Here is a 19,886-nt window from a genome sequence, read left to right as displayed (position 1 = left end):
CGCTCGCATGAGTTCGAGAACCCCTCCCCCTGCCCCGCGCCCGCCTCGGGACGGCGGCGCGCACGCGTCCGCGATCGACGTGCGGCCGCCGCGCGCCAACGAGCTGGAGGCGTGGGCCGCCGCGACCGCGACCGCCTTCGGCGCCGCGGTCGACCCCGACGAGCTGCCGCACTTCCGCGGCTACCTCGACCCGTCGCGCAATCTCGCGGCGTACGACGGCACGACGCCGGTCGCGACGGTCGCCGCGGCCTCCTTCGCCTTGTCGGTCCCCGGTGGGGAGCTGCCCGCCGCCGGCGTGACGGAGGTCGGCGTCTCCCCCGCCTACCGCCGGCGCGGGATCCTGACCGCGCTGATGCGCCGCCAGCTCGACGACGTGCGCGCCTGGGGCGAGCCGCTCGCGGTGCTGCAGGCGACCGAGGCCGAGATCTACGGGCGCTACGGCTACGGGCTCGGGACCGTGGCGGCGAGCGTCGACGCGCACGGCGTCCGTGTCCCCGGCGAGGACGGCGGCCGGATCCGCCTCGTCGGCCACGACGAGGCGCTTGCGCTGCTGCCGCGGGTCTACGACCGCGTGCGCGACGTCACGCCGGGCTTCCACTCGCGCACGCGCGGCTGGTGGGAGCACAAGACGCTCCCGGACGAGGAGGGCTATCGCGGCGGCGGCGGCCCGCTTCAGCGCGCGGTGATCGAGCGCGACGGCCGCCCGGAGGCATACGCGCTCTACCGGATCGAGAACGCGTCGCCGGACGGCTACCCCGACGGCGTCCTGCACCTGCAGGAGGAGATGGCCTGCTCGCCCGCGGCGTGCCGGCAGCTGTGGCGCTACCTGCTGGCGATGGACCTCGTCGGCCGCGTGCGGGCGCCGCACGTCGCGCCCGATCACCCGCTGCTGCTGCTCGCGAGCGAGCCGGCGCGGCTGCGGATGCGCGTCAAGGACGGGCTGTTCGTGCGGCTCGTCGACGTGCCCGCCGCGCTCGCGGGGCGCCGCTACGCGCTCGACGGCGTGCTGACGCTGGAGGTCGAAGACGGTTTCTGCGCGTGGAACGCGGGCCGTTGGCGGCTCGAGGTCAGGGACGGGCAGGCGGGCGTGACGCCGGCCGGCGACGCGCCGGCCGACCTGCGGCTCGCCGTCGCCGACCTCGCGACCGTCTACCTCGGCGGCTTCACCTTCCTCGACCTGGAGCGCGCGGGACGCGTCGAGTCGCTGACGCCGGGCGCGATCGAGCGCGCGACGGCGATCTTCCGCGGCGAGCGCGCGCCGTTCTCACCCGAGGACTACTGAGCGGCGGCGCCCCCGGCGGGCGCGCCGTACACCGGGGCGCGCCAGCGTTCGAGCAGCTGGTCGCGCAGCGCCGTCACCGAGGAGGAGTCGCGCTGGCGGATGTCGGTGAGCAGCACGAGCGGCCGCGACAGCGCCGGCGAGGTGCGCAGTCCGATCAGGTCGTCCGGCGCCTCGGCGACGAGCGCGGAGGCTGGCATCAACCCGATCCCGAGGCGCTGGCGTATCAACCCGGCCATCAGGCGGAAGTCCTCGACCTCGATCGCGGGGTCCGGATAGCGGCCGACCGGACGGAAGAACTCCTCCGCCAGGCGGGTCGACTGCGTGTCCCGCACGAACCCGATGAACGGGCGCCCGACGAGGTCCTCGGCGCAGACGGTGTCGCGCTCGGCAAGCGGGTCGTCGCTGGGGACGACGACGTACGCCTCCTCGGCGTCGAGCGTGTGCGCCTCCAGCCGCGACGACAGCTCGGGTTGGGCGAGCACGAGGTCGATCCGCCCGTCGGCGAGCCAGTCGGCGAGCACCGTCTGCAGCTCGGTGAAGAGCGTGAAGCGGACGTCCGGGAAGGAGCGCTGGAACTCGACGAGATGGGCGAGCACGAACGTCCCGAGCGACGGCAGCGTGCCGACGCGCACCACGCCCAGCTCGCCCTCGCGCAGCTTCCGGCCGACGCGCTCGACCTCGCGCACACGGCGCAGCACGTCGGTGATGACCGGCAGCAGCGTCTCGCCGGCGGCGGTCACCTGGATCCGCTGGCCCGAGCGGTCGATCAGCGCGAGCCCGAGCGCGGACTCCAGCTCCTTGAGATCGTGCGAGACGGCGCCCTGCGTCTTGTACAGGCGACGCGCCGCCTCGGTGAGCGTGCCGCTCTCGACGATGGTGACGAACGTCGTGAGATGGCGCAGGTTCATGCAGGGGTCCCTTCCCGGCCGGAGGGCTCCCCGGCGCGACGCGAGCAGCGCCACAGGATGACGCGGATCGGCTCGCGACGACAGCCGGCGTCGCCGATGGCGTCATCGACGCGATTGATCACCCGCCTCTTCCCGATGGCGTGAATAGCCGCTCGTGCTGTCCCGCTCGCCGCCCTCCGGCTGGAATGGCCGCTCCACCTCCCGACCCGAGGACTCCGCGTGTCCCAGCCGCTGCCATCCAAGATCCGCATCCGCCTGAAGGGCTACGACACGACGATGGTCGAGCAGGCGCAGGACCGGATCATCGAGACGGCGCAGCGGACCGGAGCGAGAGTGAGCGGCCCGATCCGCCTGCCCACCCGCACGCGGCGCTGGGCCGTCCTGACCGGACCGACGCTCCAGGACCAGAAGGAGCACTTCGAGATCCGCACCCACAAGCGCCTGATCGAGATCCGCGACGCCACGCCCGCGACCGTCAACGCCCTCCAGCGGCTCGACGGCCTGCCGACCGGCGTCGACATCCAGCTCAGGCTGGTCTGACCTCGAGACGGCCGGCACCCGCTGCGGAGCGAATGCCCTCGCAGCCCGCCTCATACCGTGCCGACGCCGTGCTCCCGAGCGCGCCCGACCCCCGCGCCGCAATGTATTGTGCACTATGTGGACGAACTCGTGGCAGGCCTCACACGCGCTCAGGCCGTAACCGAGCGTCTCCGAAACGAGATCCTTCAGGGTGTGCTCGAACCGGGCGAGCGTCTGCGGCAGCAGAACGTCGCGGCGCGCTTCGGTGTCAGCACGACACCGGTGCGTGAGGCGTTCATCGCGCTGCAGCGCGAGGGGCTGGTGACGGGCGACCAGTACAAGGGCGTCGTCGTCTTCCGCCCGACGGTCACCGACCTGAGGGAGAACTACGAGCTGCGGATCGCGCTCGAGCCGCTTGCGGCCGAGCTGGCGGCCGAGCAGCTCGACGAGCGCGACCTGCGCGACCTGCGCTCCTGCCTGGACGAGATGCGCGACACCACCGACTCGCTGCAGTACCTCCCGCTCAACCACAGATTCCATCTGCGGATCTACCGCGCGGCGCACCGCGCGAAGCTGCTGGCGATGATCGAGGACCTCCGCGCGGCTGCACGCGCCTACGCGACGCTGTTCGCGATGGAGGTGCCCGACTCGAGCGAGACGCAGGCCGAGCACGAGGCGATCTTCGCCGCGCTCGCGGCACACGACGGGCCGCGCGCGCGGGAGGCGATGGCGTCGCATCTCCAGCACACCCTCGACGTCGTCTCTGAGCGCCTGGCGGCGGCGCTCAGCGAGGACGCGGCCTCGCCGAGCGCGTAGCCGACCGGCTACGCCGCTCGCGCGGCAAGCGCGTCCGCGTTGACGACCGACGCCGCCGCACGCCCGCCCAGGACCGCTGCCACCGCCTCGGCGCTCGCGCGTCGCAGGTCAGCGACGGACTCCTCTGAGTAGTACGCGACGTGGGGCGTCAGCACCGCGTTCGGTGCCGACAGCAGCGGGTGGCCGGGCGGCAGGTGCTCGGGATCGAAGACGTCGAGCCCGGCGCCTGCGATTCGCCCCTCGCGCAGCGCGCGGGCGAGCGCGTCCTGGTCGACGAGCGGCCCGCGCGCCGTGTTGATCAGCACCGCGGTTCGCTTCATCCGTGCGATGAAGGCCGCGTCGACCACGTGGCGGGTGGCGTCCAGGAGCGGCGCGTGCAGTGTCAGCACGTCCGACCGCGCGGCCAGCTCGTCGAGGTCGACCGCCTCCACCCCGTCGTCGTACGTCCGCCCCGCGGGGACGGAGCGGCTGTTGGCGACGACGTGCATTCCGAGCGCTCTGGCGCGCGCGGCGACGGCGGCGCCGATCTTGCCGTAGCCGAGGATCCCGAGCGTCTGCCCGCTGATCCGGTGCATCGGCATGCCCGTCTTCAGCGTCCAGTCGCCGTCGCGCACGGCGCGGTCGAAGTCGAGCGTGCGGCGGCGGAGCGTGAGGGCGAGCGCCAGCACGTGCTCGGCGACCTCGTCGAGGCAGTAGACCGGCACGTTCGTCACCGGGATCCCGCGGCGGGTGGCGGCGTCGACGGCGATGTTGTCGACGCCGATCCCGAACCGGCCGACGACCTGCAGCCCGGGCGCGCTGTCGATCACGCGCGCCGGCACCTGCGCGAAGCACGTCATGATCGCGCTCGCGCCGCGGGCCAGCTCGACCAGCTCCTGCTCGTCGCCCGATCGCGGCTCGACGATCCGCGCGCCGACGCGCGCGAGCACGTCGCGCTCGATCTCGACGGTCGGCCAGCTGTGGTCGGTGATCAGGACCGTCCGCTCCGTCATCGCGCCCACGCCCACTCCCATCGCGGCAGCGCGGTGTGCGGGCCGACTTCGTCGAGGATCCGCAGCAGGCGGTTGTACTTCGCCAGCCGCTCGGACTGCGTCAGCGAGCCGACCTTGATCTGGCCGCCACGGGCGGCGACCGCGAGGTCGGCGAGCGCGTCGTCCTCGGTCTCGCCCGAGCGCGCCGAGACGACGATCCCGTAGCCGGCCGCGCGCGCCAGCTCCGCGAGCGCCAGCGTCTCGGAGAGCGTGCCGATCTGGTTCATCTTCACCAGCACGCTGTTGGCGGCGCCGTCGCGGACGCCGCGGCGCAGGCGCGTCGCGTTCGTGGTGAAGAGGTCGTCGCCGACGACCTGGGCGCTGCGACCGAGCCGCTCGCTGGCCAGCTTCCAGCCGTCCCAGTCGTCCTCTGCCAGCGGGTCCTCGATCGAGACGATCGGGAACTCGCGCATCCAGCCTTCGAGCAGGTCCACCATGCCGGCCGCGTCGACGACGCGCCCTTCGGCCGTCAGGTCGTAGAGGCCGGTCGCCGGATCTTGGAAATGGGTCGCGGCGACGTCGAGCGCGAACGCGACGTCGTCGCCGAGCCGCAGCCCGGCGCGCTCGACCGCCGTCGCGGCCAGCTCGAGCGCGTCGCGGTGGCCTGCCAGCGCGGGGCCGAAGCCCCCTTCGTCGGCGTGCAGGGTCGAGAGGCCCCGCTCGCGCAGGATCTCGCCGGTCGCCTCGATGACGGCGGATGACGCCTCCAGCGCCTCGGGATAGGTCGCGGCGCCGACCGGGACGATCAGGAAGTCCTGCAGGTCGAGGTTGCGGCGCGCGTGCAGGCCGCCGCTGATCAGGTTGATCATCGGGCGCGGCATGACGGGATCCTCGTCGCCGATCAGGTGCTGCCAGAGCGGGATGCCGCGACTGCACGCCCCGGCGCGGGCGACCGCGAGCGAGACCGCGAGCACGGCGTTGGCGCCGGCACGCGACTTCTCGGGCGTGCCGTCGGCGGCGATCAGCGCGGCGTCGACCTCCTCCTGCCGCGTCGGATCGAGTCCCGCGACCGCGGGCTCGAGCAGGTCGCGGACGTTCGCGACGGCCGTGCGGACGCCGCGGCCGCGGTACCGGGAGAGGTCGCCGTCGCGCAGCTCGTGGGCCTCGTGCCGGCCGGTCGACGCGCCCGACGGGACGCTGGCGTGCACGCGCACGCCGTCGTCGAGGACGACCTCGGCCTCGACGGTCGGGCGGCCGCGCGAGTCGAGCACCTCGCGGCCGCGGACGGTGGCGATGCGGCTCATGCCGCGCTCCTCTCGTCGGTTTGACGCACTGGATCCGGTCGCAGGTCATCGATCGCGGCGTGCACGCCGGCGGGCGGGTGCAGCAGCAGCCGCTCGGCGAGGCCGCGCACCGCCGCGCGGCCGGCGTCGTCGCGCGCATACTCGACCGGCGAGCGGCCGTCGATGCGCGCCAGCAGCAGGCAGCCCAGCTCGGCGATCACGTGGCGCTCCAGGTCCGGCCAGTCCGGCACGACGGCGCGGTACGCCGTCCACAGGTCGGCTGCCGCACCGAGCAGCTCGGCGCGATGCACACCGAGCAGCAGCGCCTTCAGCACGAGGTGGCTGAGGCAGAACGCGACGTCGAAGGCGGGATCGCCCCAGTGGGCGATCTCGACGTCGAAGAAGACGACGCGATCGGGGTAGACGAAGACGTTCTTCGGCGAGACGTCGCCCAGCACCAGCGAGCGGCGGGTCGCCGCGAGCCGCTCGATCTCCTCGCCGATCGCAGCTGCCAGGCGCGGATGCGCCGCGGCGGCGGTGCGGTGGTACGGCGTGATGCGGCCCTGCTCGAGCAGGTCCGGGTTGTCGAAGTCACGTGCTACGCGGGGGTCCTCTGCGCTGACGGCGTGGACCGTCGCCAGGAGCGTGCCGACACGCAGCGCGGTGAGCGAGGAGATGCTGCCCTCCAGCAGCTCCTGCTTCCAGATCGCGCCGCCGGCCGGGACGATCGAGATGCCGATCAGCGACGCCTGCTCGTCGGTGAAGAGCACGCGCGGCACGCTTTCGGGCGGCAGGATCTCGCCGAGGTAGCGCAGGCAGCGCGCCTCGTTGAGCGCGCGGCGCCGGTCGATGTGCCAGTCGGCGTCGACCGCGAGGCGGTCGCGCGCCTGCTTGACGACGAAGCGGTCGCCGCGATCGGTCTCGACCAGCAGGACGGCGTTGGAGATGCCGCCGCCCATCGGTGTCGCGGCGACGGCCGCGCTGTCGTCGAGGATGCCGCACTCGCGCAGGTAGCCGCCGATCGTCTCCGCGTCGAACAGCGCCGTCATGCCGCGGAACGGTCGACGTCGCGACCCGCGGACGCCGGAGCGCCCGGCTCGGCGACGACGGTGTTGCGCAGCACCCCCAGCTCCGCGGCCTCGATGCGGACCGTGTCGCCCACCTTCAGGTAGCGGCCGTCGGAGATTCCGACGCCGGCCGGGCTGCCGGTCGCGATCACGTCGCCGGGCTCCAGCGTGCAGACATGCGAGAGCTGCGAGACGATCTCCGGGATCGGGGTGACGAGCTCGCCGAGGTTCCCGCGCTGGCGCTCCTCGTCGTTGACCCACGTGCGGATCTCGACCGCGTCGAGGTCGGCGATCTCGTCGGCGGTGGTGATCCACGGGCCCAGCGGGCCGTGCGTCTCGAAGCTCTTGCCGAGCCAGATCGTCGGCGACTCGAACTGCCATTCGCGCACGGAGACGTCGTTGCAGAGCAGGTAGCCCGCGACGACCTGCGCGGCGTCCGCCGGCGAGAGGCGGCGGGCGCGGCGGCCGATCACGACGGCGACCTCGCCCTCGAAGTCGACCCAGTCGGCGTCATAGGGCATCCAGACGTCGTCGTCGGGTCCCACGACGCAACTCGACTGCTTGTTGAAAACGGTCACGAAGCGCGACGACGGGAACCCCGCCCGCATCGCGTCGCCGACCTGCGCGAGGCGGCGCATGTCCTCGCGATCGACCTCACCGCCCAGCTCCTCGACGTGGGTGCGGTAGTTGAAGCCGACGCCGAAGAACTTCGGCGGCCGGGCGATCGGCGCGAGCAGCCGTGCCTCGGAGCGATCGACCCGCGCCGCGTCGACGCGGGCGCGCTCCGCCAGCTCCGCACGGCCGCGCGCGTCGAGCGCGAGCAGCGCGACCGGGTCGTCGTACCCGAGGTACGAGAGGTCGAGCAGCTGCTCGTCGAGGACCAGGCCGACGCGCGCGCTGTCGCTGGCAGTGGTGGTGAATCGGGCGATACGCATGATGCCTTTCGTTGTCCTGGACTGACCTATCTCCAGCGCGCGGTGCCGAGCGCGGGCTCGCCCGCGAACGCGCCCGCGTGGTCGGTGACCCACGCGGCGACCTCGGAGCTGGGTGCGCACCAGATGCGCTCGTCGGCGGCGACGTCGCGGATCAACTGCTCCGCGACGACGCCTGCGGCGGGGTCGAGCATCAGGAACGGATGGAACGTCAGCGCCGTGTAGCCCCCGCCGTCGACCACCGCAGCCAGCGCGCGCCGGAGCGCCGCGGCGCACCGCGCCGGCGTCGCGACCTCGACGGGATCGCCGTTGCTGCGGCGCAGCAACGCCAGCTCCTCGAGGTAGTGGTAGCCGTCGACCGCCTGCCACTCGAACGGCAGGACCGCGACGCCGTCGGACAGCGAGACCGCCTCGCCGAGCGGGGAGCAGTACTGCAGCCCACGCTCGCGCAGCAGCGCGAGCGTAGGCGCCGCGAGGACGCCGCCCGGCGGCCGGAAGCCGGCGAACGCGAGCCGCTGGCGCGCCGCGGCCTCGATCGACCGGTCCAGCAGCGCCACCTCCTCGCCGGGCGACAGGCCGGCCCATGCCTCATGCACCCACCCGTGAAGGCCGAGGTCGTGGCCGCCCTCGACGATCGCCCGCAACTGGTCGGGGTAGACGTCGGCGTTCCAGCCCTCGACGTAGAACGACGCACGCACGCCGAGGCCGCCGAGCATCCGCAGGATCGCGGGCAGCGCCCGCAGCGCGGAGGGATGGCGGCCGTGGGCGCGGTCTACCGGCCACGTCCCCTCGCCGACGTCGCGCGCCTCGCCGAGGTTGTCGAACGTGACGCTGACCGCCGCCCGGCGGCCCTCGGGACCCCAGCCTTCGCGGGTGGAGGTCATCAGCGTCGCACGTGCTCCAGCGCCTCGTCGGCGGACACGCCGGCGTGCGCGCCGTAGAAGCTCGTATAGACCGCCGTCAGCGGGTCGGGCAGCAGCGCGGCCTTCGCCTCCGGCGTCCAGCTCAGCTTCGCGGTCGTGTCGAAGTTGATCTTGATCTCGCGGATCGCCTTCGGCGGGTTCTCGGGGTACTGCGGCGGGACCTTGAGACCGGGGTGGGCGATCGTGCGCGGGAACAGCCAGATGTGCCCGTTGGTCTCGGGCGCGATCGACGCGACATGGTTGAGCCACACCTCGTCGCAGTCGTTCATGTGCGAGGAGGCGCCGTAGCTGGACCGCGGCGCGGGCTCGGACGGGAACGGCTTGGCGGCGAGCACGTTGAAGAAGAACGACTTGTCCTCGGCGAAGAGGACGGCGTTGGACGGAGGGCTCGTGAAGCCGACCGAGCTGCCGAGGCTCGGGATGTCCCAGACGTTGAGCTTGTAGAGGACAGGGTCGCCGGACCAGCCGACGACGTCGGAGAGCGGGTCGAAGTCGTACGTGACGAAGTGGTGCTCGCCGTCGTACTTCACGCGCACCTCGGTCTCGGCCGACGCGTCGCCGTCGATCGCCGCGGGGTCGGGCAGCTCCATCGTCGAGTAGTCGATGAAGAGGCTGGCGAAGCCGAGCTGGTCCTGCAGCTTCTCGGCCAGCGCGATCGACCGCTCGACCTCGAAGATGACGATCGCGTTGTCGCCGGTGAGCGCGATCTCGCGGTACATCATCCCCTTCGGGATGACGACGAAGTCGCCGGCCTCGACCTCGATCGGGCCCAGCTCCGTCTCCAGGCGGAAGCTCCCCTGCTGGTAGAAGCGGATCTGGTTGGCGTCGACGTTCTTCTCGGCGAACGGCATCGACGCCGTGCGCCGCGAGAGCGAGACGCTGGCTCCCGGGCCGGTCAGCAGCGTCATCGGCGTGCCGCGCGGATCGGAGCGGTCCGTCGGCTCCAGCGCGCCGCTGTCGAGGCCGTTGTAGATCATCCGCTCGTCGCTCCAGCGCGTCGGCGTCGCGGGGTTGCGGTGCCGCCAGATGTGCGCCCAGTCGCCGAAGAACCCGTCCAGCGTGAAGACCTCGTCGACGTAGGTCCCGTCGCCGTAGCCCTGCGGCGTCGACGGGATCTCGCCCTTCCGCGTGATCGATGCCATCTCTATCTCTCTCCTTCACCGGTTGGCAGAATGCATTATGCACAATGCGATGGGAAATGACAACCCACCCGCCGGCGCGAGCCGGCGGGGAGCGTGCTACGGGTCCTCAGGCCTCGAGGATGTCGGCGACCCCGTCGGTCTGCCAGACGGCCTCGAGCACCAGGTGCGTGAAGCGCCAGCCCTCGGCGGTGCGGACGTACTCGCAGTGGTACCAGCCCCCCACGTCCCAATGGTCCTGCTGATCCTCCGCGCTGCGGATGTGGGAGCTGTGGAGGTACGACGTCGACCGCGCCGTGTCGCCGTCGATCGAGATCTGGTGGTTGCTCGACATGTGCTGGGTCGCGTGGTAGCGGCTGAAGCTGCGGTCGAGCTTCTCCGCCAGCCCGGCCTGGCCCTCGTGCCGGCTCCACTCCCCCTCCCACGGGTACTCGAGCACCGCGTCCGCGGTGAAGTTGGCGACGAAGCCGTCCCAGTCCTTCGTGTCGACGCAGCGGGCGTAGCTGTGGAGCAGGTCGCTGATCCGCGCGCGATCGACGAGCCATGCCACCTGCGCGCTCAGCTCGGCGGGCACTCCTGCGTGCCCGCTCACAGCAGCCGCTCCGCCTGCGCGAGCAGCGTCACCGCGCGCTTGGGGCCCTGCACCAGCTCGGCCCAGGCGTCGCCGTCGCTCGCGACGCCGTCCTCGAACGCCGACAGCGTCGGCCACCACAGCTCACGCACGCAGTCGAACGGCGCGCCGCCGGCATGCGCCTCGGGCAGTGCGCGGCAGCGGACGTGACGCAGCGCGCCGAGCCGGGCGCCCAGCGCGGCCTCGCGTCCGACGTCGGCGGGAACGTCGTCGCCGTCCTCGATCAACTGCAGCAGCTTCACGGTCAGCGGCCGGTCGAGGTGCAGCCACAGCGCGTCGGCCTCGCCGGCGCCCGTCCGGCGGTCCGGCCGCGAGACGAGCACCTGCTCGGTCGTGTAGAGCCACTGGAGCTTCGGCACGTCGACGAACGCCGGCTCGTCGGGCTGCACGAACTGGGCGTACTGCGGCTCGTCGGCCATCCCGAGCCCGTCGGCGACGTTGTCCAGCCACGCTTCCGCGATGCCCTCGAAGCGGGTCTGGCCCGCGCCGAGGTGCTCGGTGTCGATCTGGTGGCTCTGCACGTAGCTGCGAATCGTCGAGATCCGGGTGCACAGCGTTCCGTGCGGGTGGCGCCAGTGATCGTGGAACGCCGCGGCCTCCACACCTGGCTTGCGTGTGATCAGCGCGAAGAACTTCACCATCGTCGCGCCTCCTTTCTCGTGGGTCGTCGTTGAGAGTTCGATTACGCGCCGCCCGTCCGGCTGCGCGCCCACACGTCGATCGCCGCGGCGCAGAGGATGATCGCCCCGGTGATCATCTGCCGGTAGGTCTCGTCGAGGCTCAGCAGCGTCGCGCCGTTCTGGATCAGCGCGAGCAGGCCGATGCCGACGACCGTGCGCCAGATCGCGCCCGACCCGCCGAGGATGCTCGTGCCGCCGACGATCACCGCCGCGACGACGTCGAAGACGAGGTTCGGGGCGGCGCCGGCCTGACCGGTCGCCTGCTGGGAGGCGACCATCACGCCGGCGAAGCCCGCGGCCAGCCCGGAGATCCCGTACGCGGCGATCGTGATCCGGCCGGTGCGGACGCCCGACAGTCTCGCCGCCTCGATGTTGCCGCCGACCGCGTAGACGTAGCGGCCGTAGACGGTCTTGTGCAGCAGGAAGCCCAGCAGCACGGCGGTGATCGCGAAAAACCAGGTCGGCAGCGTGATCCCCAGCAGCTCGTTCTGCCCGAGCGCGGTGAAGCCGGTGTCGGCGACGGTGATCAGGTTCCCGCCGGTGAGGTTGGTCGCGATGCCGCCGATGACGATTCCGGTCGCCAGCGTCGCGATGATCGAGTTGACCTTCCAGCCGACGACCGCCAGCCCGTTGAGCAGCCCGAAGCCGAGGCCCGAGAGGACGCCGAGCGCCAGCGCCGGGGCGACGCCCATCGACGTCGCCAGCTTGGCGGCGATGACGCCGGTGACCGAGAACACGGCCGCGACCGACAGGTCGAAGCCGCCCGAGATCAGCACGAGCGTGGCGGCGAGCGCGATGATCCCGATCGCCGCCCACTGGTCGACGATGTTGAGCAGGTTGGTCGTCGTCAGGAACGCGTCCGAGGACAGCGACAGCGCGACGAACAGCGCCGCGAACACCGCCAGGACGCCGTACTCGCGTCCGCGCTGGGCGCACTGGTGCCCGAGGCTGCGGACGCTGGTCGGGGTCAGCTTCGACGGCACGGCGGCCGTCTGTTCAGGAGGAGACATGGTCGTCCTTTCACACCGTCAGCGCGGCGGACACGATGTTGTCTTCGGTGATCTGGTCGTCCGCGAGCTCGCGCACGACCCGGCCGCCGCGCATCACCAGGACGCGGTCCGACAGGCCGATCAGCTCCTCGTGCTCGGACGAGATCACGACGACCGCGATCCCCTCGTCGGCAAGCTCGCGGATCAGCTCGTAGATCGCCGCCTTCGCGCCGAGGTCGACGCCCCGGGTCGGCTCGTCGGCGATCAGGACCTTCGGCTTGGAGAACAGCCAGCGCGCGAACAGGACCTTCTGCTGGTTGCCGCCGGAGAGGGCGCGCACGGGGTCGCGCGGCCCCTTGACGGTCGCCTTCACGCGGTGCAGCAGGTCGAGGCAGCGACTGGCCTCGTTCGCGCCCGTTACGACGCCGACCCGACTGATGTCGCGCAGGTGCGGCAGCGTGATGTTCTCGGCGGCCGGCCGGCTCATCATCAGGCCGTCGTCCTTGCGCGACTCGGGCAGGTACGCGATGCCGCAGCGGATCGAGTCCTTCGGCGCGCGGATCCGCACCGGCCGGCCGTCGACCGCGACCGTCGCGGTGTCGGCGCGGTCGGCGCCGATCAGCGCGCGCGCCATCTCCGTGCGCCCGGAGCCGACCAGCCCGGCGAACCCGACGATCTCGCCGGCACGGACGTCGAACCCGATGTCGCGACACGCGGAACCGCGGCTGAGGTCGCGGACCGCGAGCCGCACCGGGGCGCCGGGCGCCGGCGGGCGCTTGGGCGGGAAGACCTGGCCGAGCGCGCGGCCGAGCATCGCGGTGACGAGCGAGTCGGTCGTCTCCCGCGCCGACTCCCCGGATCGCACGACGCGGCCCTCGCGCAGGATCGTCACGCGGTCGGCGAGCGCGAGCACCTCCTGGAGGAAGTGCGAGATGTAGATCACGGTCGTCCCTCCCGCGCGCAGGCGCCGGACGACCTCGAACAGCTTCTCGGACTCCGTCTTGCTCAGCGCGGCGGTCGGCTCGTCCATCACGATCACCCGCGCGTCGCGCGCGAGCGCGCGCAGGATCTCGACGCGCTGCTGGTCGGCGATCGACAGCGACCCCGCACGCGCGTCGGGCGGGATCTGAAAGCCCGTGCGCGCCTGCAGCTCGACCAGCCGGCGCCGCAGCGCGCGGGTGTCGATGACACCCGCGCGGCGCGGCTCGCGGCCGAGGAACACGTTCTCCATCACCGACCGCTGCGGGACGAGCGAGATCTCCTGCGCGATCCCGGCGACGCCGTCCTGGAGGGCGTCGTGCGGCGAGTGGTAGTGACGCTCGCGGCCGTCGACGCGCAACGTCCCGTCGTCGGGGCGGTGGACGCCCATCAGCACCTTCACGAGGGTCGACTTGCCGGCCCCGTTCTCGCCCACGAACGCGTGCACCTCGCCGTGCCCGACCGCGAGGTCGACGCCCGACAGCGCGCGGACCTCGCCGAAGCGCTTGCCGACGCCGGCCAGCTCGATCAGCGGCGCGACGTCGGTCGTGTCTACAGCCCGGACCATTGCGGCACGAACTCCTGCCATTCGGCCGTGTTGTCGCGCGTGATGTTGAGCGGCAGCTCGCCGCGGGTGTCGATCGACGCGATCCCGACCGACATCTCCTGCCCGCGCGCTGCCGCGATCGCGGCGACCGCGTTGAGGACGCCCTCGTTCTGCGGGAGCACCATCGTCGAGGAGTACCAGCGGCCGTCCTTGACAGCCTTGGCCGCCGTCGTGCCCGCGCCCATCGAGACGATCTTGATCTGGTCGGTCTTGCCCGCGGCTCTGATCGCCTGCTCGGCTCCGACGGTCATCTGGTCGCCGAGCGTGACGAGCACGTCGACGTCGGGCTCGGCCGTGAGGATGTTCTGCATCGCCGTGCGCGAGGGACCGCCGAGGTACTGGCCGAACCCGGTCGCGACGACGTCGACGTTGCTGCTCTTGTCGAGCTCGGCCGTGAGCGCCTTCGCCATGTTGGTGTCGAACGCGAGCACCGCGGTGCCGCGGAGGATCGCGACCTTGCACGGGTCCTTGCCGTCACACGCCTCGACGGCGGCCTTCGCGGCATCCTGGCCCTGGGACACGGGCGTGCGGGACGTCTGCAGCGTCTGCCCTTCGAGCTGGATTCTCGCCGTCGAGTCGTCGGGGCCGTTCGTCAGCCCGAACGTCGTCACGGGGATGCCCTTGTCGATCAACTGCTTGAACAGCGGCGCGAGCGCCGGCGGGTTGACCGGCTCGACGATGTACGCGTCGAACTTGTTCGCCGCGATCGAGTCGCGCAACTGCGCCTGCTGGACGGAGGGGTTGAACGGGTTCAGCAGCGTGGTGACCGTTGCGCCGTACTTGCTCGCCGTCTCGCGGACCCCCTTCTCCGCCGCGGACGCGAACGTGTTGTTGGCCAGCGCGAAGAAGCCGATGCGGACCTCCTCGCCCTCCGGCGGCGCGGCGGGGACGAGGCAGGGGTCGTCGCCGTTGGGCGTCTCGCCGCACTTCACCTTGCCGGTCGGCAGCGTGATCGGGCCCTTCGCGCCAGCGGCCGCTCTCGCGGTTGCTGTCGCGCTGCCGGCCGGCTCGTCGCTGCTGCTCGATCCGCCGCACGCGGCAAGGGCGACGCAGCTCGCGAGGGCCGCCAGCGCCGCGGCACGGCGAAGCAGCCCACGGTTCGTCCGTGTGACATCCATCGTTCTCTCCTCCTCGGTGGCGGCCCGCGAACGGGCCGCGTTGACGACGTCCGGCGGCGCTCGCGCGCGGCTCAGGCCGCGAAGAGCGGCGCCAGGTCGACGAAGATGCGGTAGTCGGCGACCTCGTCGTCGCCGTTGAAGCGGCAGATCGTCACCGCGTGCACGTGGGCCTCCGTGCCGTCCAGCTTCTCGTAGGTGACGTCCGCTTCGACCGCCGCACCGTCCGGGCCGGTCCAGGTCGCGACATGGTCGTGGCGGACCGTTCTGAACGTCGTGTAGAAGTCGTCCAGCGACGCCTTGATCGCGGCGCGCCCGACGACCGGCTCGGTGTTGCCGAACCGCAGCGACGCATCCTCTGAGAGGAACGTCAGGTACGTCGGCACGTCGCCGCGGTCGAGCGCGTCGAACATGCTCGTCAACCGGGTCTCGCGGTGCGCTTGCGCGGTCGTCATCGTCAGCTCCCCTCGCTCGCCGCGGCCGCTCTCAGCGCGCGGATGCGCGGGACCGTCGGGTAGTGGCTGAGGAAGCCGCCGTCGATCCGCAGCACCTGGCCGGTGACGTGCTCTGCGCCGTCGGATGCGAGGTAGACGACCGCCTCGGCGATGTCCTCCGGGCTTCCCATCCGGCCGCCCAGGTGTTGCTCGAACCAGGCGTCCTTCTCGTCCTGAGTCCAGAACGCCTCGGTCACCTGCGTCCAGATCAGCCCGGGCGCGATCGCGTTGCAGCGCACGCCCTGCGGCCCGTACGTCGTCGCGACGCATTGCGTCAGGCTGTGGACGCCGGCCTTCGAGGCGGCGTACGCGTGCAGGATGATCTCGCCGCTCAGGCCCGAGATCGAGCCGGTGTTGACGATCGAGCCGCCGCCGGACTCCACCATCGCGGGGACGCTGTGCTTGCACCCGAGCATCGGGCCACGCAGGTTGATGCTCATCGTCTTGTCCCACAGCTCGACGTCCATCTGCACGACGTCGAGATCGCGTGTGAGCTCCTCGCCCACCATCGCGGCGTTGTTGTGGAGGATGCTCAACGACCCGAAGCGGTCGACCGTCGCGGCGACGGTGTCGACCCACTCGCCCTCCTGGGCGATGTCCAGCTTCCGGGCGGCCGCCGTCCCGCCCGCTCCCACGATCTCCTCGACGACGCCCTCGGCGGTCGCGAGGTCGATGTCGGTGACCATGACCGCGGCGCCCTCCGCCGCGAGCGCCCGGGCGCTCGCGCGCCCGATGCCGGCACCGGCCCCGGTGACCAGCGCCACCTTGCTCTCCAGACGTGGCATGCCTCTCCTGTCACTCGCTTCATCAATCAGCCGATCGCGAGCAGGCCGCCGAGCGCCGACGCGGCGCTCGCAGACGAGTCCGCGAGCGGGCCACATCGGCGGCGACCTCTCCTCGATCCGCCGTCGTGGTGCATTATGCACAATGCGTTAGGCGAGTCAAGCCTGAGAGCGTTCCCGACGACCTACCGCAACTGCGACTACGCGATCGGCGACGCCCTCGAAGACCCCGTGGAGCGCTCGCGATCACCAGGCCCCGGAGTGTTCCTGCACCGCCGGGGCCACCTCGTAAACCGGGCCGGACGTAGCTCGACGCCGGGCGCCGAGCAACACGAATCCGGCCGAATCCAAGCCCATCCCGCCAGACGCCCTGAAAGTGCAGCTAGTTGCAGATATCCCCGGCGATCGGGGGCGATTCCGACCGCCCCGAAACGAAGAGACCCCCGCGCTAGCAGGGGCTTCTGCGGCGACATTCGCCTCTGCCGCCGAAGACACCACGCCCTCCTCCAGGCAACCGCGTCAGCCGCGAGGTCGTCGAGATCGAGCGTGCCGGCGGGACCTTCGCCGACATCCGCGACCTGGTCGCGGGCACGCGTGGCCGCAAGGTCTACGAGCAGGGCGACCCCGACCACGGCGTCTGGTCGACCGGCCTCGCCCAAGGTCTGATCCACGACGTCCCCACCGTCGCCCACCTGATCGAGTTGATCATGGACGAGGCCGACGCGATCGTCTCGCAGCGGCTCCCCGCGATGACGGCGACGAGGGCTCCCGCTCGACGACGCGTGGCACGATAGCCCCAAAAGTCCGTTTCGTTGTGCATTGGGATCGCAGATGCGACACTCGACGATTCCCGCCACGCACACGAGAGGAGCTGCTGGATGCCTGGCAAGTTCATCGAGGAAGTCCACATCTACAGATGCGGAACGCACACCGACGGGTCCGCCATCATGTGCTCGGAGATCGGATACGCCAAGGTCCCGTTCACGCTGCCGGAGGATGCGCCCGCGCCGCGCGACCCGTCCGAGGACTACACCACCGTGCCCGTGGGATGGCAGGAGGCCGGCTCGACCGACGTCCACCTCTCGCTGCCGGAGCTCGTCGTGGCGATGAAGGCATTCGGCATCACAGTGAGCTACGACGAGGAGGACCTGGCTCGCCGGCTCGGGCCAAGGCCAACGTCCGAGTAGCGAACCAGGCGGGAGCAACGGCGTTCAGCCTGCCGCCGGCGGACCGCTGGCTGCGCGGGCTGTCCACAACCGGGCAGAGGACCACCCAGGTGGCGCTCGCCTGTCAGGACAGGTCGATCAGGATCTTTCCGAATACGTCGCGGTCGACCTGCGCTCGGTAGGCAGCGGGGGCGTCGTCGAAGGCGAATCGGCGGTCGATGTTTGGGTGGAGGTCGTGGGCTTCGACGAAGCCGACGAGGTCGCGGTGCATGCGGTGGCTGCCGACGGAGATGCCGCGGATCGTGGCCTGTTTCACGAGCAGCGAGTTGGGGTCGAACGGCTTGCCGTCGGTGTCGAACAGGGCGTTCCAGGCGGTCACGCCGGCGACCGGCAGGGTCGCGGCCTCGGCGGCGTCGAGGTTCGCGGGCGCCGGCGTCAGGCGCGCGGCCGGAAGGACCACGTACTCGGCCAGCACGCCATCCTCATGAAGCGCGCCGAGTCCGAGGCCGGTGCCGTCGGGCGGTGGAGTGCCGTCCACCCAGTCGGCGAAGTGCACGTTGGTGACCGCATCGCCGAGCGCGAATCCCTCGACGCCCTCGCCGAGCGCGTCGACGTCGCCGGCGAGGTCCGACAGGGGGACGATCGTCCGGCCGGGGAGCCGGCCGAACGGGCCGGCGAGGATCAGCTGGTCGCGGAAGTTGATCGAGACCGCGCGCACGCGGACACGGACCTCGCCTGGGCCCGGCTGTGGGAGCGGTGCGTCGTCCTCGCGGACGAGCCCGTCGACGCCCGCGGCGTCTGCGGGCAGGAGCCAGCGCTTCATGTGATTCTCCTGACGGTGTGGTCGTGGTCGGTGAGTGGTCGCCTCGGACGCACGATCAGCCGGCCCGCCGGGCCGCGCCCAGCAGGTCGAGCGCGTGGTCCCAGAGCTGCCTGGCGGCCGCGGGGTCCAGCGCGTAGTCGCGCACGCCGTGCAGGCCGTCGGTGATCGCCGCGACGCGATCGGCTTCGCGGCAGTCCTCGAAGTAGCGTCCGCCGATGCCCTCCAACAGCGGCGAGGTGGCCACGAGCACCGACGTGGCGGCGCCCTGCTGCGGCGACTTGACCGCGATGCCGTCGGCGGCGACCGCCGCTCGCGTCGCCCGTAACCGCTCCTCGCCCCAGTGACGCTGCAACCTGGTCCAGATGCCGCCCGGCATCACGGCGTTGGCAGCGATGCCGTCGGGCGCCCAGCGGCGGCTGGCCTCGACGGCGAACAGCACGTTCGCCGTCTTCGACTGACCGTAGGCCAGGGACGGGTCGTACGGCCGCCGCTCGAAGAACAGGTCCTCGAAGTGGACCGGGGACGCGCCGTGCCCACTCGAGCTGAGCGACACGATCCGCGCGGCCCCGTCGGCGGCCAGCGCGTCGTGCAGCCCGACCGCGAGGGCGAAGTGACCCAGGTGGTTGGTGGCAAATTGCAGCTCCCATCCCTGCGGCGTGCGCCGCAACGGCGACTCCATCACGCCCGCGTTGTTGACCAGCAGGCGCAGCGGCCCGTCCCATCCGGCGACGAACCGGTCGACGGACCGCACGTCAGCCAGGTCGAGCTCCCGCACCTCCAGGCACGCGCCCTCGACGCTCGCGGCGATCTCCTCGGCGGCCCGCCCACCCGCCTCCACGTCGCGGACGGCGAGGACCACGCGCGCACCCGTAGTCGCGAGCGCCCTGACGGTCTCGAGCCCGATGCCCGACGACGCGCCAGTGACGATCGCCGCACGGCCGCTGAGATCAACGCCCGCGACAACCTCCATGGCAGTGCTCCGCGGGCCGAACGGGGTGACGATCAGGGACACGGACGACGCTCCAACCAATAGAGAACGAACCAGATAGTTCGCACTGTAGCCACCCGGCCTCGCTCGTCAAGAACTGGTTCGTTACATGGCGCGTCGCCGCTCAGCTCCGTCTGCCCCCAACCAGTTCGTTCGGTACGATCGACGCCATGCCCGTGCGCGACGCGGCGGCGACGCGAGCCCGCATCCTCAGCGCAGCGATCGACGAATTCGCCGCCTACGGCCTGGCCGGCGCCCGCGTCGACCGCATCGCCGAGACCGCCAACGCCAACAAGCGAGCGATCTACGCCTACTTCGGCGACAAGGACACGCTCTTCGCCACCGCGCTGCACCACGTCGTCGGCCAAGTCGCAGAGGCCGTCCCACTCGACGTCAACGACCTCCCCGGCTACGCCGGCCAGCTCTTCGACCACCTGCTCGAACACCCCGAGGCATGGCGCCTGGGCATGTGGCTCGTGCTCGAAAGACCCCCAGCCGGCCCCGACGAAACCGACTTCTACGCCGACAAGCTCGCCGCGATCGGCGGCAAGCGGCGAACATCGGTCAACGGGATCCCCGCGACCGACCTGATCGTCATCATCATCGGCCTCGTCCGCGGCTGGTTCATGAGCCCGGAAGGACTCCTCGCCGCAGACGGACCACCCGCCACCGCACCCGAGCGCATCGCCACCCACCGCGCCGCAATCGTCGAAGCCGTCCGCCGCATGACCAGCTCGACCCCCGCCCCGTAACGACTGCTCGGTCCACCTGAGCGCACGTCGCTCCCCGCGCA

General features: G+C 71.7%; 21 protein-coding genes. 5 read left to right on the top strand and 16 right to left on the bottom strand.

Annotated features, from left to right (window positions below; genetic code table 11):
- Positions 1–7 precede the first annotated feature (7 nt).
- Positions 8–1,282: a GNAT family N-acetyltransferase gene (locus tag CWOE_RS10480; protein ID WP_012933578.1), complete on the top strand. Its 1,275-nt coding sequence runs from the start codon at positions 8–10 to the stop codon at positions 1,280–1,282.
- Here CWOE_RS10480 and CWOE_RS10475 read toward each other — a convergent pair.
- Positions 1,276–2,190, bottom strand: coding sequence for a LysR family transcriptional regulator (locus tag CWOE_RS10475; RefSeq protein ID WP_012933577.1), 915 nt, complete (start codon positions 2,188–2,190; stop codon positions 1,276–1,278). The two genes, CWOE_RS10480 and CWOE_RS10475, sit on opposite strands and share 7 nt — an antisense overlap.
- Before the next feature lie 219 nt (positions 2,191–2,409).
- On the opposite strand from CWOE_RS10475, the gene rpsJ reads away from it, so the two are divergent.
- Entirely contained in the window at positions 2,410–2,730 is a 321-nt protein-coding gene (gene rpsJ, locus CWOE_RS10470) for a 30S ribosomal protein S10 (RefSeq protein ID WP_012933576.1), read from the top strand.
- Positions 2,731–2,787: 57 nt separating this feature from the next.
- Positions 2,788–3,525: a GntR family transcriptional regulator gene (locus CWOE_RS10465; protein ID WP_012933575.1), complete on the top strand. Its 738-nt coding sequence runs from the start codon at positions 2,788–2,790 to the stop codon at positions 3,523–3,525.
- Between the two features lie 8 nt (positions 3,526–3,533).
- On the opposite strand, the gene CWOE_RS10460 is transcribed toward CWOE_RS10465, so the two are convergent.
- From CWOE_RS10460 to CWOE_RS10400, 13 genes are all read right to left on the bottom strand, one after another.
- Positions 3,534–4,517 (bottom strand): phosphoglycerate dehydrogenase family protein, encoded by a 984-nt coding sequence (locus CWOE_RS10460; protein ID WP_041732124.1) that lies wholly within the window; start codon positions 4,515–4,517, stop codon positions 3,534–3,536.
- Positions 4,514–5,800: a phosphopyruvate hydratase gene (gene eno, locus CWOE_RS10455; protein WP_012933573.1), complete on the bottom strand. Its 1,287-nt coding sequence runs from the start codon at positions 5,798–5,800 to the stop codon at positions 4,514–4,516. Before eno ends, CWOE_RS10460 begins: the two co-directional genes overlap by 4 nt.
- Entirely contained in the window at positions 5,797–6,828 is a 1,032-nt protein-coding gene (locus tag CWOE_RS33435) for a phosphotransferase family protein (RefSeq protein ID WP_012933572.1), read from the bottom strand. Before CWOE_RS33435 ends, eno begins: the two co-directional genes overlap by 4 nt.
- Positions 6,825–7,781 carry a fumarylacetoacetate hydrolase family protein gene (locus CWOE_RS10445; protein WP_012933571.1) on the bottom strand — a complete coding sequence of 319 codons (957 nt, stop codon included), beginning with the start codon at positions 7,779–7,781 and terminating at the stop codon, positions 6,825–6,827. The genes CWOE_RS33435 and CWOE_RS10445 overlap by 4 nt, the downstream gene beginning before the upstream one ends.
- Positions 7,782–7,807: 26 nt before the next feature.
- The gene (locus CWOE_RS10440) at positions 7,808–8,662 is read right to left on the bottom strand and encodes a polysaccharide deacetylase family protein (protein WP_012933570.1); all 855 of its coding nucleotides are present in this window, start codon (positions 8,660–8,662) and stop codon (positions 7,808–7,810) included.
- Positions 8,662–9,843, bottom strand: coding sequence for a homogentisate 1,2-dioxygenase (locus CWOE_RS10435; protein ID WP_012933569.1), 1,182 nt, complete (start codon positions 9,841–9,843; stop codon positions 8,662–8,664). The genes CWOE_RS10440 and CWOE_RS10435 overlap by 1 nt, the downstream gene beginning before the upstream one ends.
- Before the next feature lie 106 nt (positions 9,844–9,949).
- Entirely contained in the window at positions 9,950–10,432 is a 483-nt protein-coding gene (locus tag CWOE_RS10430) for a nuclear transport factor 2 family protein (protein ID WP_012933568.1), read from the bottom strand.
- Positions 10,429–11,112: an EthD domain-containing protein gene (locus CWOE_RS10425; protein WP_012933567.1), complete on the bottom strand. Its 684-nt coding sequence runs from the start codon at positions 11,110–11,112 to the stop codon at positions 10,429–10,431. Before CWOE_RS10425 ends, CWOE_RS10430 begins: the two co-directional genes overlap by 4 nt.
- A 41-nt stretch (positions 11,113–11,153) precedes the next feature.
- Positions 11,154–12,161 carry an ABC transporter permease gene (locus CWOE_RS10420; protein ID WP_012933566.1) on the bottom strand — a complete coding sequence of 336 codons (1,008 nt, stop codon included), beginning with the start codon at positions 12,159–12,161 and terminating at the stop codon, positions 11,154–11,156.
- A 10-nt stretch (positions 12,162–12,171) separates the two neighbouring features.
- Entirely contained in the window at positions 12,172–13,686 is a 1,515-nt protein-coding gene (locus CWOE_RS10415; RefSeq protein ID WP_012933565.1) for a sugar ABC transporter ATP-binding protein, read from the bottom strand.
- Complete coding sequence (locus CWOE_RS10410) at positions 13,671–14,843, bottom strand: sugar ABC transporter substrate-binding protein (protein WP_012933564.1); 1,173 nt, start codon at positions 14,841–14,843, stop codon at positions 13,671–13,673. Before CWOE_RS10410 ends, CWOE_RS10415 begins: the two co-directional genes overlap by 16 nt.
- Positions 14,844–14,914: 71 nt before the next feature.
- Positions 14,915–15,295, bottom strand: coding sequence for a nuclear transport factor 2 family protein (locus CWOE_RS10405; protein WP_012933563.1), 381 nt, complete (start codon positions 15,293–15,295; stop codon positions 14,915–14,917).
- Between the two features lie 2 nt (positions 15,296–15,297).
- Positions 15,298–16,119, bottom strand: coding sequence for an SDR family NAD(P)-dependent oxidoreductase (locus tag CWOE_RS10400; protein WP_012933562.1), 822 nt, complete (start codon positions 16,117–16,119; stop codon positions 15,298–15,300).
- An 875-nt stretch (positions 16,120–16,994) separates the two neighbouring features.
- Between CWOE_RS10400 and CWOE_RS10390 the strand changes: the two genes are divergently transcribed.
- Positions 16,995–17,303, top strand: a complete 309-nt coding sequence (locus tag CWOE_RS10390; RefSeq protein WP_012933561.1) for a hypothetical protein — start codon at positions 16,995–16,997, stop codon at positions 17,301–17,303.
- 103 nt (positions 17,304–17,406) lie between these two features.
- On the opposite strand, the gene CWOE_RS10385 is transcribed toward CWOE_RS10390, so the two are convergent.
- Both CWOE_RS10385 and CWOE_RS10380 read right to left on the bottom strand, forming a co-directional pair.
- Positions 17,407–18,105 carry an alcohol dehydrogenase catalytic domain-containing protein gene (locus CWOE_RS10385; RefSeq protein ID WP_012933560.1) on the bottom strand — a complete coding sequence of 233 codons (699 nt, stop codon included), beginning with the start codon at positions 18,103–18,105 and terminating at the stop codon, positions 17,407–17,409.
- A 55-nt stretch (positions 18,106–18,160) separates the two neighbouring features.
- On the bottom strand, positions 18,161–19,117 hold the full coding sequence (locus CWOE_RS10380; protein WP_012933559.1) for an SDR family NAD(P)-dependent oxidoreductase: 957 nt from the start codon (positions 19,115–19,117) through the stop codon (positions 18,161–18,163).
- Positions 19,118–19,263: 146 nt separating this feature from the next.
- On the opposite strand from CWOE_RS10380, the gene CWOE_RS10375 reads away from it, so the two are divergent.
- On the top strand, positions 19,264–19,845 hold the full coding sequence (locus CWOE_RS10375) for a TetR family transcriptional regulator (RefSeq protein ID WP_012933558.1): 582 nt from the start codon (positions 19,264–19,266) through the stop codon (positions 19,843–19,845).
- The last annotated feature ends 41 nt before the right edge of the window (positions 19,846–19,886 follow it).

It is taken from the genome of Conexibacter woesei DSM 14684 (genome assembly GCF_000025265.1).
GTDB classification, from domain to species: domain Bacteria; phylum Actinomycetota; class Thermoleophilia; order Solirubrobacterales; family Solirubrobacteraceae; genus Conexibacter; species Conexibacter woesei.
This window is presented reverse-complemented; position numbering and strand designations above follow the sequence as displayed.